The following is a 15337-nucleotide window of genomic DNA, read 5'->3' as shown; positions in this document are numbered from 1 at the left end:
ATCCGGGGCTTCTTTATATGCTTTAAGCTTAGGCTACTGCAGCTTCAGGCTGGGATTTATCATCCAGTACTGACCAGATCTCCATGCCCAACTCCATATGCAGGTCAGGAAGATCAAGGAAGATACTTGCACCTAGAACTTCATGCTGGCATTTTTGAGCCAGTTCATGAACCGCTTTTAGAGTTCCACCAGTTGCTAGAACGTCATCCACAATAATTACTTTTTGGGATTGAACTTCCGCAGACATTTCTAACCGATCCAGCCCATATTCCAGGCTATAACCAACACCGACCACTGGAGGTGGTAATTTCCCTGCTTTACGAACCAGCAATAAGCCTTTACCTGTACGTTGCGCTAACAAACTTGCCAAGACAAAACCACGTGCTTCAACCGCAATAAAGCTTTCTACTTCTGCCAATTTGTCAGCAGGAATGCTAGCAATCAAGGCATCAGTCAATGGACCAATATTGCTCATGAAAAGTGGTGTCAAATCATAGAAGCAAATTCCAGGTTTTGGAAAATCTTGGACCGTACGAATGTGAGACCACAAAGAAGTAGACAAATTGCTCATGGGAGATCTTAAAAAAGAAAAGGAATATAAGAATTTTAAACTTATTTGAGGTACGTGGACAAGCCAAGCTGTATAATAAAAACCCGTTACTTAATAACAACTATTTGATTTTATTTAATTCATTTATTTTAAAAAATATTTAATCCAGACTTTAGCTATTTTAAATTACCTGAAAAGGAGAATTTTTACTGCAAGACTTTGGTCGGTCACACCAGAAAACTGTAATTTTTATTCATAATCAGATTGGTGTCTTCAACCGCCTACAGCAGTAAAGCAGATGAAAGTAGTTTTCTGATAAATAAGGAATGCGAGCTCTATTCTGCTGCTAATTTCGCTGATTAAGCTTTTATTCACTTTACTTTCTGAACAGAACTGCGTAAAAATTTAGCCAAATATGTTCACTGTTAAAAAGTTATATTCTTTTAGAGTCTTGCTATTTTATGGATTTTAAGCTGACGCCTAGAATTGCTTAGTTTTGGAGAGTTACATGAGAAAGTTTCAATGCATCGTATGCGGATGGATTTATGATGAGGCAGAAGGCTGGCCTCAAGACGGAATCGTAGCGGGAACCAAGTGGGAAGATATTCCGGATGACTGGACCTGTCCAGATTGTGGCGTGTCTAAAGTCGATTTCGAGATGATCGAAGTCTAATGACGCCCAGTTAAAGGCCATATCTATATGGTCTTTTTTTATGCCTTTCTATCATTTATACAGCATGGAGCTCTACCATATGGAAACAACTATGCATCCTATCGTCATTATTGGTTCAGGTATGGCGGGTTATGCCGTAGCACGTGAATTTCGCAAGCTGAATCCCGAGCATGAACTGCTAATGATTTGTGCCGATGATGCGGTCAATTATGCCAAACCGACGCTTTCCAATGCTCTGGCCGGCAATAAAGCACCTGAACAGATTCCACTGGGCGATGCAGCTAAAATGTCAGCACAGCTGAATATGCACATTGAACAGCACACCTGGGTCAAAGCGATTCATCCGGAAGATCATCAGCTGATTCTTGAAAAAGATGGTCAGGAAAGCACGCAACCTTATAGCAAACTGGTCTTGGCAGTCGGTGCAAATCCGGTACGTCTGGCCATTGCCGGGGACGCTAGCGATGATATTCATGTCGTCAACAATTTAAATGACTATAAAGCTTTCCGTAATAATCTGGCAGCACGTGAAGATAAGCGTGTAGTGATTTTAGGTGCCGGTCTGATTGGCTGTGAATTTGCCAACGACCTGCAAAATACCGATCATCAGGTTACCGTCATTGATTTAGCACCGCAGCCGCTTGGCCGTTTATTGCCGGAATATGTTGCCACAGCATTCCAGAAAAATCTTGAAGAAACCGGCATCCACTTTGTCTTGGGCACCACGGTCGAAAAAGTTTCTCGAGCCAATAACGGTGATTATCTGGTCACGCTGGCCAATGGCCAGTCTCTGGTCGCAGATGTGGTGTTGTCTGCCGTAGGTCTACAGCCAAATATTTCTTTGGCGAAACAGGCAGACATCCATACCAGTCGCGGAGTTTTAACCACAGCACAACTGGAAACCAGTCAGGCCGATATTTATGCTGTAGGTGACTGTGCCGAAGTGAATGGGATCTTACTGCCTTATGTCATGCCAATCATGCAACAAGCTCGCGCTCTGGCAAAAACCTTGAACGGTGAACACACTGCCGTACATTATCCTGCCATGCCTGTGGCAGTTAAAACGCCTGCTGCACCTTTAACGGTATTGCCTGCACCCGTCGATGTTGATGTCATCTGGGAAACTGAAGAGTTTGACGATGGCATGCTGGCTAAAGCAATTGATACCCATGGAACCTTACGTGGTTTCGTACTTTTGGGTGCCACTGCAGCCAAACAGCGTCTGGCCTTGACCAAGCAGGTTCCTGACTTGATTCCTGCAGCAGTTTAGAGGTTTAATAGCAAGGATATTTTTTAAACAAAATATCCTTTTATCAGGACAGCGACCATGTACAGCTTAGAACAGCTTAATCTTTCCCCTTATACCCCGTTCATGCATGAAACTAAGGTCGATCTTGGTAATGGGATCCAGCTACATGTCGAGGTTGGCGGCAATCCGGAACATCCTACTATTTTGCTGATTATGGGGCTGGGTGGGCAAATGCTATACTGGCCGGATTTTTTTTGTAAATCCCTGATTGATAAAGGTTATCATATTGTTCGTTTTGATAATCGTGATATTGGACTGTCTTCAAAAATCCATCATAAAGGCCCACGTCTGAACACCCTGAAAATGATGAGCCGTTTTGTTCTCGGTCTGGGCAATCAGGGTGCACCTTATGATCTGTATGATATGGCGGAAGATGTCAGTCTGTTGATTGAAAAAATGCAGTTGGGGCAGGTCTATGTGCTGGGTGCCTCAATGGGCGGTATGATTGCGCAGATTCTGGCAGCCCGCTATCCGGACAAAGTTAAAAAACTGGGGTTATTATTTACCAGCAATAACCAGCCGCTGTTACCACCACCCTTTCCCAAGCAGCTCTTTAGTTTAATTGACAAACCATCTTCAACAGATGAAGATGGTATTGTCGACCATAGCTTGAAACTGTTTAAGATCATTGGCTCACCAGGTTATGTCAATCATCTGGAGGCAGTACAGACCGCACGCAAATTATATAAGCGAAGTTACTATCCTGCCGGTATACTTCAGCAGTTTTTAGCAATATTATGTACAGGCTCATTGCTGCAACTGGACAAGCAAATCAAACAAGATACCCTGGTGATCCATGGTTCTCGAGATCGATTGCTACCTCCTAGCCATGGCAAGGCCGTTGCGAAAGCAATTTCAGGGGCTAAATTTGAATTAATTGATGGAATGGGGCATGATATCCCACCGCATTTTATTCCATATCTTAGCGAATTATTTGCTGATCATTTTAAATCATAAACATTAGGACACTATGGCTGCATTACCATCCCTAAGACAGCTGTCATACCTCGTAACACTGTCAGAGACGCTGCATTTTACAGAAGCTGCTCGCCGCTCGTTTGTCACCCAGTCTACCTTGTCTGGCGGCATCATGGAGCTGGAGCGTTTACTCGGTGGCGTACTTGTTGAACGCGACCGTCAGAATGTTCGTTTAACGCCTCTTGGTGAACAAGTGGTTGCTCGCGCACGTGTTCTACTGGCCGATGCTCAGGATCTAATGCGTTTAAGTCGTGAGATGAGTGAACCCTTAACTGGTGATTTACATCTCGGAATCATTCCAACGATCGCTCCTTTCCTGTTGTCCCAGCTGCTAGACGAAGTGCATAAACAGTTACCAAAAATTCAGTTACATCTACATGAAGCACAAAGTGAAAAGATTGTAGAAAAGCTAGAACACGGTAATCTGGATATGGTCGCCCTGGCATTGCCTTTCGACACCCGTGGTCTGAAAGTCGCTGAAATTGCCAAAGAGAATCTGTATCTGGTTTATCAAAAATCTGATCAGCATGCGGCACAAGCCAATTCTCTGGCAGATCTGGACCTGTCTCGCCTGATGTTACTTGAAGAAGGTCATTGCCTGCGTGATCATGCTTTAAGTGCCTGCCCGATTGGTGAGCGTAAAAATGATCATCGGCTAAAAGCCAGCTCACTGCCGACTTTAATCGAAATGGTTTCAGCCAATCTTGGTTTTACCCTGTTGCCTGAAATTGCGATCCATACCAATATGGTAAAAGCTAATCCTGAGATTCAGGTAAAAGCCATCGAGTCAGCCCCAAGTCGTACCCTGGCATTGGTAACCCGTAAAAGCACTCCGCTACAAAGCGAGTTTGATGTGTTGTTACAGATTTTCCAGAAGATTACCCGTCACGACGGCGCTTAATCCCAGTATGATAAAAAGGAGCAACAAGTGTGCTCCTTTTTTTTATATCCTAAAACTCATACTCCAACTCAAATAAAGCCAGCAAGGCCTCAGATTGAACATGAGTAAAAATATTCCGAGATAGAAGATCAGCAGTCTAAAATAAATATCAGATCATTTCATTTACTGCACCTATTCTGCGGCACAGTTAAATCCTCTTTTCAGAATAAAAAAGAGGCTGAAGATTCAGCCTCTGGAAATACTTAAACCTATTTAAACAGCTCTAGTAAAACACGTTGTGCATTATGCGGCTTTTCACCTTCTTGCGGCTGTGCTCGCACCCAGGTTCCATCACCTTGCAATAACCAGGCTTGCTGGTTATCTTTCAGGTAATTAAAAAGACCCTGCTGATAGATACGTTTTTTCAAGCCTTCATCTTCTATCGGGAAACAGGCTTCGACCCGGTTAAACAGGTTACGATCCATCCAGTCGGCACTTGAACAGTAAATCCGTGCATTGCCATTATTGCTGAAATAATACACACGGGTATGCTCCAGGAAACGCCCGACAATTGAACGTACCCGAATATTTTCAGACAGGCCCGGTAATCCCGGACGCAAACTGCAAATCGAACGGATAATCAGGTCAATCTGCACCCCGGCCTGAGAGGCCTCATAAAGTTTATTAATCAATTGCATTTCGGTCAGGGCATTGACTTTGACGATGATCTGCGCCGGCTTACCTGCCTGGGCAAAGGCAATTTCATTATCGATATAGTTCAGTAACTGGGCATGCAAGGTAAACGGCGCATGTAGCAGCTTTTTCAGCTTGGCCATTTTCCCCATACCGGTCAGTTCCTGGAAAATCCGATGCACATCTTCACACAGGTCTTTGTCCGTAGTTAACAGCCCATAGTCGGTATAGATTCGCGCATTGCCGGCATGATAGTTACCGGTACCCAGATGCACATAGCGCACCAGTTTATTATTTTCCCGGCGTACCACCAGAATCATCTTGGCATGGGTCTTGTAGCCCACAATGCCATACACCACCACCGCACCCGCTTCCTGCAGTACATTGGCGACTTCAATATTGGATTCCTCATCGAAACGCGCGCGCAATTCAATCACTGCCGTGACTTCTTTGCCATTACGGGCAGCTTCAGCCAGTACCTGCACAATTTCAGAATCCGGTCCGCTACGATATAAGGTCTGTTTGATCGCCAACACTTGTGGATCACGTGCCGCTTCACGTAATAATGAAATGACCGGTGCAAAAGATTCAAACGGATGATGCAGCAAGATATCCTGTTTCTGCATTGCACTAAAAATATTTTCAGATTTTTTCAGTACTTTGGGAATAACCGGCGTATGCGAGTCATAGCGTAAATGTGGGCGCTTAAAATTAGACAGCAAACGTGCCAGATTGACCGGGCCAGCAACTTTATAAAGCTGATCCTCATCCAGATCAAATTCATTCAGCAGATATTCATAAATATGCTGTGGACAGTTTTCCGTTACTTCCAGACGCACCGCACGACCAAACCGGCGTGAACTGAGTTCACCTTTAAGTGCCTTGGCCAGATCTTCCACATCTTCATTCAAGGCCAGGTCAGCATTACGGGTAACACGGAACTGATAACAGCCTGTCGCTGTCATACCCGGAAACAGATCGGAGACATGCTCATGAATAATGGCAGACAGCATCACATGATGTTCTTTGCCATCGGTCAGTTCATCGGGCAAACGTACCACGCGTGGCAATGACCGCGGTGCAGGCACTACGGCCAGATCAATCTGACGACCAAAGGCATCTTTGCCTTCCAGCGTCACAATAAAGTTCAGTGATTTATTCACCAGCCGCGGGAATGGATGCGCAGGGTCCAGACTGATCGGCGTGAGAACCGGCGCCACCTGCTCCTGAAAATATTTTTTAACCCAGGCAGATTGTGCTGGAGTCAGCTCACCACGGCGCAGGAAACAAATATCTTCCTCACGCAGTTTTGGCAAAATTTCTTCATTCAAAATACGGTACTGACGCTCAATCGCGGCATGCGCAGTTTTAGAAATCTGCTCCATGACCTGCTTGGGTGTGAGACCATCCGGGCTGCGGCTTTCATTTCCCAGATCAAGCTGCTCTAAAACACCCGCAACGCGAATTTCAAAAAACTCGTCCAGATTACGCGAGAAAATCAACAGGAAATTCATGCGTTCGAGCAATGGATGTAAAGGATCGACAGCCTGTTCCAGAACGCGTAAATGAAAGTCCAGGATAGACAGTTCACGATTGATATAACGATCATTATACGTATATTCGGGCTGTACTGAAGTGCTGCTGGCTGCCGTATTCATATCAAACCTACGTGGATTTAAAATTGTGCTTATCGTTCCAAGTATGCTTCAATTTTATGACAATTTCATAAAAAAAGCCCAAATAATTGGGCTTTCTCTCTAAATAATATCTTAAGGTAATTCTGCATAACGCATATAACGCTTAATCATCCGCTTACGTGCATTTAAAGCAGACGAGTTACGATGATCCTGAAAATATTTCGGATTGGTGAGAATGGCAGCCAGAAAGATGGCCTGATCCTGGGTCAGGCTTTGCGCGGTTTTACCAAAATAATGTTTGGCCGCGGCTTCCACTCCATAGATGTTGTCCCCGAACTCGATCGAGTTCATATATACTTCCAGAATCCTCTGTTTGGACCACATGCGTTCCATCATCCAGGTGGCGACAGCTTCTTGTCCTTTACGTACAAAAGAACGCTTATTGACGAGGAACAGGTTTTTCGCCAGTTGCTGGGAAATGGTGGAACCTCCTGCAACGACTCGGCCTTGATCTCGGTTTTTATTCAGCGCCTGTTGAATGCCCTCCCAGTCAAAACCATGGTGATGAATAAATTTTCCATCTTCCGCAGTGACAATGGCACGTTTCAGATTCAGGCTGATCTCGTCGTAGGGCCGCCACTGATGCTGAATCGGTTTGGAAGGTTCTGACCAGTAATCGATCCGCATCATCATGGTGGTGTTTACCGGATGGGTGCGCCACCAGGCCAGACTGGCAAAGATCCACAATTGAACCAGCAGGATCACACTGACGATGACGAGCATCGTGCGGATTAGAAAGGCTTTCATGTCAGTGCGTTACTCCTGAAAATTTAATTTTTCGTGTTAAGCTTATTCGAAATATACAATCACAGCAAAAAAATAGCATGTCTGAATACTCTCCCCCTGTCGCACATCGCAAACTTGAAATGCATCTCTGGTGGATTACCGCCATTTTAATCGGGATCAATGTGGGATTATTTGTTTGGCAAGTCATGCATGGCATGGACGTGACCCAACCGAGTACCCGAGATGCTATTCTCTGGGGTGCAGATTATGCACCTTTAACTTATATAGCGGAACCCATGCGCTTGTTTAGCAGCATGTTTTTTCATTTTGGCCTGATTCATCTGATGTTGAATATGTGGGCCTTGTATATTTTTGGTAGTGTGGCCGAACAACTTTTTGGCCGGATGTATTTTATCGGCTTATATCTCTGCGCCGGTCTGATGGGTAGTCTGCTCAGTGGTTATATAAATATTCAAAACAGCTATAACCTGATTGAAGGTGGTGTCGCCAATCCAGATCTATTACCTGCAGTCAGTGCCGGGGCATCTGGTGCTGTGATGGGACTCGGGGCTTCACTGACAGTGCTGGCCTTATTGCCGATGCTACCCCAGCAACGCTTTATTCTGGATAAAAAAACCCTGGTAATGGTTCTGGGTCTAAACCTGGCATTGGGCTTTATGATCAGCGGAATCAACAATGCCGCCCATATAGGCGGCATGCTGATGGGTGTTTTGCTTACCCTGTTATGGTATATGGGTCAAAAAATGCAGCGTAGCCGCCTGTTCAATCTGATAGCCTTGTGTATCGGTTTTGGGCTGTGTGTCCTGCTTTATCAATATAACCTAGTCTTGCTTGAACCCATTCGTCCACTCTGGCAAGAAATGCTGGAACTCATGCAGCAGCAGTTACAACTTTAAATCAGAACCGGTTTAAAAGCCCAAGAGATGAATCTTACTGATTCATCTCGCGCAAGCTTTGTAAAGGCGGAATATCCGACAGATAACTCAGACGATAACGGCCAATTAACATACATAAAACGGTCATAAAGATCGGCAGGATAATCCAGATTTCCCAATGCGGCTGAATCATCAAATCCATTTTATAGCTGGCAATTGCACTGATGACTTCGGCAAACAGGCAGGAAACAATTCCGGCAAACAGCCCGATAAAACCAATTTCCAGACTCATCATGGTCTTCAGTTTCTGCTTGGAACTACCAAATGAACGTAGCAAAGCCACTTCACGTTTGCGTTCATCCATTAACAGGTTCAAACAGGCCATCAGCACCAGAAAACCGGAAATACTGACCAGTACCGCCAGAATCGTCACGATTTGCACCAGTACATTCACCAGGCGTTTGATCTCTTCCAGAATCAGGCTGACATCAATAAAAACCGTATTGGAAAATTGTTGGATTACCGACACCAGTTTGCCTTTATCTGCCTCCGGCACATAAAAACTGCCCAGATAACTGCCTGCATTGGCATCCATGCTATTGGGGGCAAAAATAAAGAAAAAGTTCGGACTAAAACTTTCCCACTCGACGGTTCGTAGATTAACGACTTTAGCTTCCAGTATGCCTTCGGGCAGACTGAAACTGAGTTTATCTCCTATCTTAATACCTAATTCTTCGGCCGTATTGGCCTCGACTGAAACCTCACCCGGCTGTTTTAATTCTGCCTTACCTTGAACAATGACATTATCCTGAGGATAGCGGTTTGACTGGGTCAGATTCAGCTCACGCTTTAAGGTATTGCTGCTTTTAAGCAGTTCATCGGCAAAAGGCTGATCATTTTTGGCGACCAGACGCCCGCGAATATTCGGATAGAGTGGCGTGCTTTTCCAGCCATTCTGCTCAAGTTGGGCTTTCAGGGCTGGCATCTCAAAAGGCGGTAAACCGTAAACGAACTGGTTCGGTGTACCTTCCGGCAACTGTTGCTGCCAACGATCCAGCAGATCGGTACGTAATACTGCCAGCACCGTAATCAGGCTCAGACCCAAAGCTAAAGCCGTAATCTGCAAGGCGGTCTGTGAAGGTGTTCTGACATACGATGATAGATTTAGCTTCATATTCCGCAGCAGCTTTAACACCATCCAGACCGTCACATACAGCACCGCACATAACACAATAATCGCGCCAATCACCCAGGCGGTCAGCAGCAAGTTTTCAGTCAAAATCACACTAAAAATAATCAGGCTGAGCGTTCCGGTCAGCAGCATCCACAGCATGGACTGGACTGATTTTTCCTGCTGGCGAATCACCCGAATCGGCGGCGTATTCAGCAGTTGTAATAAGCTAGGCATCACAAAACCGAGCAGCACCACCGCACTGGTCAGCATCGCGACCGGCAATGGTCCAAGCAACATTGCAATGGCAGAAAATTCAATCTGCAAATTTGGAATCAGCTGCAACATTAACTGTAACAATCCATAACCCAGACCGATCCCGAGCACAGTACCGATCAGCATGGCAATCAGCAGCACCATCCCGAGTAAAGCCAGATAAGCTGACAGAATCTGCTGCTTTGTGGCACCGATACAACGCATCAGGGCAATATGATCCTGATTCTGCTGCACATAACGCTGTGCGGTTAAGGCTATGGCAATCCCGCATAATAAAATGGTCAGAATATTCGCCAGTTGCAGGAATGTATCCAGATTGGCGATTGGCTTCATCAAACGGGTATTACCCTCACTGGCATTGCGCAACTTGAGACTGCTTTGCTCCTCAAACTCCTGCCCCTGTACTTCCGCTGGCGTTTCAGACGTGACGTTTGCTGACTTGTACTGCTTGAATAAGGCTTCAAATTGTTGGGTATCGTCCGGACGGCCCGCCATGAGAAGGCGATATTCGATTCGGCTCCCCATCTGAATAGCATTGGTTCTTGCTACATCTGCTTGGGAAATAATCACCGTTGGCGAAAAGCCGGAAAATCCAAGTTCCTGATTGGAGTCCTGTTCAATCTTTGCAGTAACTTTAAACGCAGCATCAGCAATATGGAGCTGATCGCCCAGTTTGACCTTGAGTAGATCCATGGCCCGTTGACTGAGCCAGATTTCACCAGATTGAATTGAACGTTTGGCCGGTTGCACCCGCAGCTCACCACGCAAAGGAAAAGCCTGATCAATCGCTTTGACATTGACCATGACAAACTCTGCATCAGTATAGGCCATGCTGCTAAACACAATAACTTCTGACTGCTTTAGGTCCAGCTGTCTGGCCTGATCACGCCACTGCTCAGGCAAAGGTTCATTGTCTGAAAGCACCAGATCAGCAGCCAGCATTTCTGCTGCCTGCAAGGCGACTGCATTTTGAATCTGCTCATTGCTAAATTTAAGCGCAGTGGTCGCACTGATCGCCAGTGTTAAGGCAATAATCAGCAGATAAATCCCGGTCGTTTTAAAGCTTTGTGTCAGTAAAGGACGAAATAATGGATTCATTTCATCCCCCACTCGGATGTTCAATCAGCTCGCCATTCAACAGCTCAAAATGCCGCTGGCACTGCTGTGCCAGTTTTCGGTCATGCGTCACCAGCACCAAGGTCGTTCCCAGTTCCCGATTTAGTTGAAATAGCAGTTGTTCAATTTCTTTGGCAGTTTCGCCGTCGAGGTTACCCGTGGGTTCATCGGCAAAAATGATTTTTGGTTCACTGACCAGTGCCCGGGCGATCGCCACACGCTGCTGCTCTCCCCCCGACAGCACTTTCGGGGTTTGCTGCGCCTGTCGATCCAGCCCGACTTTATGCAGTAGTGCCAAGGCTTTTTGCTCGGCTTCTGCATATTTAAAATCGGGTTGCAGGCGCAGGGGCAGCATCACATTTTCAAGTGCAGTCAGATGTGGCAACAGCTGAAAAGACTGAAATACAAAGCCGATATTTTTCAAACGCACCAGTGCACGCTGTTCTTCATCCAGACTTGACACCAATTCATCACAGACCATAAGCTGACCTGAACTGGCCTGATCCAGTGTTGCCAGAATACCCAGTAATGTGGATTTTCCGGAACCGGAACGACCCGTAATCGCAACCTGTTCCCCAGCCCGAATTTCCAGGTCAAGATCCTCAAAAATGGTGAGCTGTTTTTGTGAAAGTTGTATCTTTTGTGTCAATTTCTGGGCAGAAATAATAGCCTGTGGCATGATGGTCGAATCGTTGCTGCTTTGAATCATACGTGTCCTATATGAAAAATCTTAATCAGAAAACCCGGCTATTGCCTTACTTGTTTTTGCTCAGTCTGTGCCTGTTACCTCTTGGGGTTTCAGCAAAGACGATTATGATTTTAGGTGACAGTTTAAGTGCAGGATATGGTATCCAGCCTCAGCAAGGCTGGGTAAATTTGTTACAAAAGCGTTTAGAGCAACAGTATCCGAAACAGCATAAAGTGGTCAATGCAAGTGTCAGTGGCGAAACCACCAGCGGAGCGCTGGCCAGACTACCAAAATTGCTACAAACGCATCGTCCAGACCTTGTGGTGATTGAGTTAGGTGGCAATGATGGCTTGCGTGGACAACCGCCACAAATGATTCAAAAAAATTTAGCCAGCCTGATTCAGCAGAGCCAGAAAGCCAAAGCCAAGGTTATTGTATTTGGTATGAAAATGCCGCCTAACTACGGTCAGGCATATAGCAAGGCTTTTGAAAATAATTATAAAGTGGTCAGTCAGCAATATAAGGTGAAATTATTGCCTTTCTTCCTGGAGGGTGTGGCCGGCAACAAAACCCTGATGCAAAAAGATTTGGTTCATCCGAATGCTAAAGCACAAACCATCCTGTTAAACAATGCTTATCCATACATTAAAGGCGCTTTATAAAGCGCCTTTAATGGATTCAAATCTTAAAATCTGAATTAGAAATCAAAGAATGTAACTTCACCTGTTTCAAGTGAATATTCTGCTCCCACGACCAGTAATTTACCTTTGGCAATCAGGTTTTCCAGTACGGCGGAACCATGACGAAGCTGGTTCACTGAAGCAAATACATTCGATCGAATAGCATGTATGGACAGTTTGTCCAAATCATCTTTTAATTCAGTTTGCATCAGAATTTCAACTGATGGACGTACCCGGTTCACAATCGACATCAAATTTGCAGATGGCGGTGTTGCCGGATTGGTCAAGGCTTCAATTGTAGAATGAATTGCGCCACAATGCGTATGACCTAATACAATAACCACTGGACAGCCAAAGCTGTCTGCAGCGAACTCAACACTGCCGACTTGAGAGGGTGCCACAATATTGCCTGCTACCCGAATCACAAACAGATCACCCAGCCCCTGATCAAATACCATTTCTGCCGGGACACGCGAATCCGAACATCCTAAAACAATAGCAAATGGTTCCTGACTTTCTGCCATTTCAGCGCGTTGCTGATGCGATAATAATTTTAAATGCTGCGTTTCACCATTGACAAAGCGCTGGTTACCCTTTTTAAGACGATCTATAGCTTCCTGAGCTGTGAGCATTCTTTTTTACCATCGATGTTTTTAGTGGGAATATCTTACTGCTAGATTTTTTGAATGTCACTTGCAAAAAAATTACCCGTTTAAATTTTTTAGCTTTTTGATGATTTCTTGTTCTGTGTATTTTTCTGTGAAATTCATCACATTTCATTCGGTATTTTTCTGCCCGGACTATTCATTAACAGATGTACAATATTAAGGAATGTTTTAAAATAAGTTGAAAGATTACGATTTGATTCATCTATAAATTGCAAATCGATAACACGGAAGTATTTTGAGCATTTTGCTTGGTGGGTTTATTTTGGGGAATAGCCAATGAAGAAAATAATAAGATTGCGCTCGAAAATGATCTGTTCAACCCTGGTTGCCTTAAGCATGGCATTACCAGGCCTGACCCATGGTCAAAATCTGTTTGGCCAGAAAAGTGAAAAGTCTGCCCAAGTATTGCAGCAACATCTGTTGCAGGAACGTAGCCTTGCCGGACTCAAGTCCAAGACCCTCAAAATTGGAGAGGTGACCTGGAGCTATAGCGAGGGCGGGTCCAAGAACAAACCGTCAATTCTACTGATTCATGGCCTGGCCGGCACCCGTGACAACTGGAATCGGGTGGCCCAGTTTCTGACACCTTATTATCATGTCATCATTCCTGACTTGCCGAGCAATGGCGATACCAAAGTACCAGACGATTTTGATGTTTCTGTGCCCAATGTTACCTCTCAACTGCGTTTGCTCCTTGAAACCTTAAATGTGGACGAAAATTTACACATTGCCGGCCACTCTCTGGGTGGATCGATTGCTACGGTGTATGCTTCACAATATCCTTTCGATACTCAGAGTCTATTTCTTATTAATAGTGCTGGTCTTTACAAAATGGGGAATACTCCCTACACCAAAGACCCACAAGCCTTAAAAGATCTGATCGTCAGCAAACCCGGCGATCTGCAGGATGTATCCAAAGAGCTGATGCAGAACCCGCCAGTAATTCCTTATCAGTTGCGGCATGCACAGGAAAAACTGCTGATTTCACGCGCTGAACAAACCAGCAAATCGATTGATCAGGTGGTGATGCTAAACCGGATTTATACGCCGGAAACCTTTGCCCGTCTGACCCGTACAGTTGAAGCACCCACCTTGATTTTATGGGGCAAACAGGATCGGATCATTAATGTTGAGGTGGTCAAAGAACTGCATGCCCTGCTGAAACGTGCCGAAAAACCGGTGATTTTGAATAATGTCGGGCATATGCCAATTCTGGAAGCAGAAAAACAGGTCGCACAACATTATTTGCCTTTTCTGGCCAAGACACAGACCCTAAAAAACCCGCTTGCTGATAAACTCATTCCTTTATATTAAGTTTCAGAGATGCTATGCAGAAACACCCGATGATTGAGCAGTTGATCGATGCTCAACTTGATTTTCTCGATCAGGCATTTTCTCAATCTGAAACGATTCAAAGCGAGTTTCATGCATTTTATTTGTGGTTGCGTAAACAGACACTAAAAGAGCTGTGGAGCTGTGAAGCAATCAATCAGCTTTTACAGAAACAGATTCTGGATACAGCTACCAGTAGCTTTCTGATTGAACAGATTGCCGAGCATATCCGTTTTGCACTGGTGCATCCGGCCAATGACACCACCACGATTGCCGATCTGATTCCAGTACTGACCGTCGATAAAATCGCCCAGTATGTGGCCAGCAAAAGTGGTCATCGTCAGCGTCTGATTAAAACCGTAGTCAATAATCCGGCATTTTCAGCCATGATTACCCAATTGATCCAGCACTCCATTCAGGATTATCTAGATAACTCCATGATTGCCAAAAGCGTGCCCGGGGTTTCCCGCTTTATGAAAATGGGTAAATCTGTACTGGAAAATGTCACCGATACCAACCTCGATAGCACCATTGCGCGTTATCTGCAAAAGAACATTCTGAAGCTCAGCCAGATGAGTGAGCATGTGCTGAACCAGCATTTTGACGATGAAAAACTCTATCATTTTCAGGCTAATCTCTGGCATAAAATCAAGGTCATGCCTGTATCTGTCTTGAAGAAGTATATTGAGCTACAGGATCTGAATCAGACGGTCGGCTTAGGTCATGACATCTGGGATCACATACGCCAGACCGACTATCTGCAGCAGCAGTTACATGACGGAATTCATACCTGGTATGTCCGCAATCAGGAACATACTTTTGATCAGTTATTACGTGATCTGAATATTGATGAAGCTCTCATTCAGAATGAATTGCAGCAACTGCTCAGCCCGGTAATCCGGCAGATGGTTTCTCAAGGCCATTTACGTGAACGCGCACGAAAATATCTGGAACAATTTTATTATCATGAAGATACTTTAAAAATCCTTAAAATTTAAATAAAA

14 protein-coding genes are annotated in these 15337 nt (G+C 44.9%); 8 read left to right on the top strand and 6 right to left on the bottom strand.

The features are described 5' to 3' along the window. Positions 1–28 precede the first annotated feature (28 nt). Positions 29–571: an adenine phosphoribosyltransferase gene (locus VXQ11_RS00490; protein WP_064095666.1), complete on the bottom strand. Its 543-nt coding sequence runs from the start codon at positions 569–571 to the stop codon at positions 29–31. Between the two features lie 487 nt (positions 572–1058). Between VXQ11_RS00490 and rubA the strand changes: the two genes are divergently transcribed. From rubA to oxyR, 4 genes are all read left to right on the top strand, one after another. Next, positions 1059–1223, top strand: coding sequence for a rubredoxin RubA (gene rubA / locus VXQ11_RS00485; protein WP_004279415.1), 165 nt, complete (start codon positions 1059–1061; stop codon positions 1221–1223). Between the two features lie 91 nt (positions 1224–1314). Then, entirely contained in the window at positions 1315–2493 is a 1179-nt protein-coding gene (rubB, locus tag VXQ11_RS00480) for a rubredoxin reductase RubB (protein WP_064095667.1), read from the top strand. 57 nt (positions 2494–2550) lie between these two features. After that, complete coding sequence (estB, locus tag VXQ11_RS00475; RefSeq protein ID WP_064101494.1) at positions 2551–3489, top strand: esterase EstB; 939 nt, start codon at positions 2551–2553, stop codon at positions 3487–3489. A 13-nt stretch (positions 3490–3502) separates the two neighbouring features. Continuing rightward, the gene (gene oxyR / locus VXQ11_RS00470) at positions 3503–4411 is read left to right on the top strand and encodes a LysR family transcriptional regulator OxyR (protein ID WP_064095669.1); all 909 of its coding nucleotides are present in this window, start codon (positions 3503–3505) and stop codon (positions 4409–4411) included. A 248-nt stretch (positions 4412–4659) separates the two neighbouring features. Here oxyR and ppk1 read toward each other — a convergent pair whose 3' ends face one another. Further along, positions 4660–6741 carry a polyphosphate kinase 1 gene (gene ppk1 / locus VXQ11_RS00465; protein ID WP_144725197.1) on the bottom strand — a complete coding sequence of 694 codons (2082 nt, stop codon included), beginning with the start codon at positions 6739–6741 and terminating at the stop codon, positions 4660–4662. Between the two features lie 111 nt (positions 6742–6852). After that, on the bottom strand, positions 6853–7527 hold the full coding sequence (gene mtgA, locus VXQ11_RS00460) for a monofunctional biosynthetic peptidoglycan transglycosylase (protein WP_064095671.1): 675 nt from the start codon (positions 7525–7527) through the stop codon (positions 6853–6855). A 77-nt stretch (positions 7528–7604) separates the two neighbouring features. Here mtgA and VXQ11_RS00455 point away from each other — a divergent pair, with 77 nt between their 5' ends. Beyond that, on the top strand, positions 7605–8423 hold the full coding sequence (locus VXQ11_RS00455) for a rhomboid family intramembrane serine protease (RefSeq protein WP_416705174.1): 819 nt from the start codon (positions 7605–7607) through the stop codon (positions 8421–8423). A gap of 34 nt (positions 8424–8457) precedes the next feature. On the opposite strand, the gene VXQ11_RS00450 is transcribed toward VXQ11_RS00455, so the two are convergent. Both VXQ11_RS00450 and VXQ11_RS00445 read right to left on the bottom strand, forming a co-directional pair. Next, entirely contained in the window at positions 8458–10947 is a 2490-nt protein-coding gene (locus VXQ11_RS00450; protein ID WP_416705173.1) for an ABC transporter permease, read from the bottom strand. Position 10948: 1 nt separating this feature from the next. Further along, positions 10949–11674, bottom strand: a complete 726-nt coding sequence (locus VXQ11_RS00445; protein WP_416705172.1) for an ABC transporter ATP-binding protein — start codon at positions 11672–11674, stop codon at positions 10949–10951. Positions 11675–11685: 11 nt separating this feature from the next. Between VXQ11_RS00445 and VXQ11_RS00440 the strand changes: the two genes are divergently transcribed. Further along, positions 11686–12315 carry an arylesterase gene (locus VXQ11_RS00440; RefSeq protein WP_191730436.1) on the top strand — a complete coding sequence of 210 codons (630 nt, stop codon included), beginning with the start codon at positions 11686–11688 and terminating at the stop codon, positions 12313–12315. 35 nt (positions 12316–12350) lie between these two features. Here the strand turns inward: VXQ11_RS00440 and VXQ11_RS00435 are convergent, their stop codons facing one another. Further along, entirely contained in the window at positions 12351–12965 is a 615-nt protein-coding gene (locus VXQ11_RS00435; RefSeq protein ID WP_064095675.1) for a carbonic anhydrase, read from the bottom strand. A gap of 312 nt (positions 12966–13277) precedes the next feature. Here VXQ11_RS00435 and VXQ11_RS00430 point away from each other — a divergent pair, with 312 nt between their 5' ends. Together VXQ11_RS00430 and VXQ11_RS00425 are read left to right on the top strand one after the other, a co-directional pair. After that, positions 13278–14315 (top strand): alpha/beta fold hydrolase, encoded by a 1038-nt coding sequence (locus VXQ11_RS00430; RefSeq protein WP_416705171.1) that lies wholly within the window; start codon positions 13278–13280, stop codon positions 14313–14315. A 14-nt stretch (positions 14316–14329) separates the two neighbouring features. Next, on the top strand, positions 14330–15331 hold the full coding sequence (locus VXQ11_RS00425) for a hypothetical protein (protein WP_416705170.1): 1002 nt from the start codon (positions 14330–14332) through the stop codon (positions 15329–15331). Positions 15332–15337 lie beyond the last annotated feature (6 nt).

Source organism: Acinetobacter sp. 197, assembly GCF_048148385.1.
In the GTDB taxonomy this organism is placed as follows: domain Bacteria; phylum Pseudomonadota; class Gammaproteobacteria; order Pseudomonadales; family Moraxellaceae; genus Acinetobacter; species Acinetobacter pecorum.
Note: the sequence above shows the minus strand (reverse complement) of the source record. Positions and strands in the feature narration are given on the sequence as shown.